The organism is Prosthecobacter sp. (assembly GCF_044222345.1).
Lineage (GTDB): Bacteria > Verrucomicrobiota > Verrucomicrobiia > Verrucomicrobiales > Verrucomicrobiaceae > Prosthecobacter.
In genome coordinates this window covers 1-2,060 of the sequence record NZ_JBGANL010000166.1, presented here as the reverse complement: position 1 = coordinate 2,060, position 2,060 = coordinate 1, and the positions used below count along the sequence as shown (strand labels likewise).

Sequence of the window (2,060 nt, the reverse complement as noted above, 5' to 3'; positions counted from 1 at the left end):
CCTTTTCTTTGAAGCGACTGGCGATGATGTGAAGGCCAAGGCGCACATGCTCAAAGCGGCGAAGGACTTTTCCATGGACCACTACATGGGCCGCGTGGCGCAGGTGCATGTGAAGCTGCGGGGCTGGGAGTGAGTGGGGCTCTAGGCTCCTCTTCCTACCTTGGTTTTTCGTCACAGTTGCGCCTCCCTTGCGCATCATTGTGCCTGTCTTGGCAGAATGGACTGCAGGCGTAACATGGCCCTCCTTTACATGGTAGATTTATAGGTAATCCCACCGAATCCGCACCATGAAAATGCATCGTCTCTGCTCCGGCAATCACAGCAATCTCTTCACGACGCCCCAAGGTCGGCGTGACTTCCTGCAGGTGGGGGCCATGGCGGGGCTGGGCCTGACGCTGCCAAACCTGCTCAAGCTGCAGGCGGCGGACCTGGCAATGCCGGCGGTGGAGAGCTACAAGCCCATCGCCACCTCGATCATCCACATTTATCTGCCCGGCGGCATGGCGCAGCACGAGTCGTGGGATCCGAAGCCGTTTGCTTCGCCGGATTATCGCGGGCCGTTCAATCCCATCAAAGGGGTTACGGGCGAGTTTGTGGGGGGGCAGTTTGCGAATATTGCCAAGATCCTCGATAAAATCACGCTGATCCGCTCCGTGACGCATGGGGAGGCGGCGCATGAGCGCGGAACGCACAACATGTTCACCGGCTACCGCCCCAGCCCGGCCATCAAGTTCCCCAGCTTCGGCTCCATCATCTCGCACGAGCAGGGACCGCGCAACAACCTGCCGCCCTACGTGGCTGTGCCGAACATGATCGCGCCGGATCAGGGCAGCGGCTACATGAGCAGTGCCTTCGGCCCGTTTGCCCTCGGCAGCGATCCAGCGGACAGGGGCTTCACCGTGCGGGATCTGGCCGCACCGAAGGAGATCGACGCCAAGCGCTTTGACCGCCGCCGCAACCTCCTGTCCGCTGTGGACGAGCACTTCCGCACCACCGAGAAATCGGACGGCCTCAGCGCCATGGACAATTTCTACCAGGCCGCCTACAAGCTCGTCAGTTCTGAAAAAGCGCGCGAAGCCTTCAATCTCAACGCAGAGTCCAACAAGTTGCGTGATGAATACGGCCGCAACGCCGCCGGTCAGCGCTTTCTGCTTTCCCGCCGCCTTGTCGAGGCCGGGGTGCGCATGGTGTCGGTGAACTTCGGCAGCTGGGACCACCACTCCAACATCAAGAGCGCCTTTGAAAGCCAGGCCCCGCAGTTCGATGTCGCTTTCGCACGCTTGATCAAAGATCTCGATGAACGCGGCATGCTGGACACCACGCTGGTGCTCGTCAGCTCCGAATTCGGCCGCACGCCGCGCATCAACAGCACAAACGGCCGCGATCACTACCCGCGCGTCTTCTCCGTGGCCATGGCCGGTGGCGGCGTGAAGAAAGGTTTTGTTTACGGCAAGTCCGACGCCCTCGGTGGCGAACCGGATGAAAACCCCGTGGGCCCCGAAGATCTCGCCCGCACGATGTACCGTCTGCTCGGCATCAACGCCAGCAAGCGCATCATCGTCGAAAACGTGCGTCCGGTGGACATCGTGAACGGTGGCAGGCTGCTCAATGAAGTGATCGCCTAAGCGGGGGATGATCTGAAGATTGGGATCTCCCCGGGGCGTCTTGTCCCGGGCTGAGCCTTGCTGCCGTCAAAAATGCGGAATCCACAATCCTGCGCTTTCCTCCGTGGCAAAAGTGCGCATTCTCCATGCGGTTCGGATTTGAACCTCCATGGAAGCAGTCAACATTCAGTTTGCCCCCGCGACAGGCACCGAAGAGGAGTGGAATGAGGCGTATGCACGCCTCGCCGATTACTTTCGCTCGTATCAGCTGCACAATCGACTCCGCCGCACGCAGCTGATTCTCGAAACGCTGCGCAACGCGGCCAAGGCCCATGCGAAGGATCCCTCCCGCACGCCGACGGCGCATTCCATCGAGCAGGCGCGGTTCATGCTGCGCGAGTGGCTGGGTTCCATCTACAGCGATCTCAATCTCAACGAAGCACAGCTCGAAGCCAC

General features: G+C 60.6%; 2 protein-coding genes. Both read left to right on the top strand.

Features of this window, described 5'->3' with window-relative positions; translation table 11 throughout:
* Positions 1-287: 287 nt before the first annotated feature.
* Complete coding sequence (locus tag ACILSL_RS27690) at positions 288-1,625, top strand: DUF1501 domain-containing protein (RefSeq protein WP_395735304.1); 1,338 nt, start codon at positions 288-290, stop codon at positions 1,623-1,625.
* 148 nt (positions 1,626-1,773) lie between these two features.
* Positions 1,774-2,060 (top strand): hypothetical protein (locus ACILSL_RS27685; protein WP_395735303.1); only part of this gene is annotated, 287 nt, incomplete at its 3' end.

Excerpts from the sequence above, each read along its gene's own strand:
- ACILSL_RS27690 (WP_395735304.1), top strand. The coding sequence starts at position 288 with ATGAAAATGCATCGTCTCTGCTCCGGCAATCACAGCAATCTCTTCACG.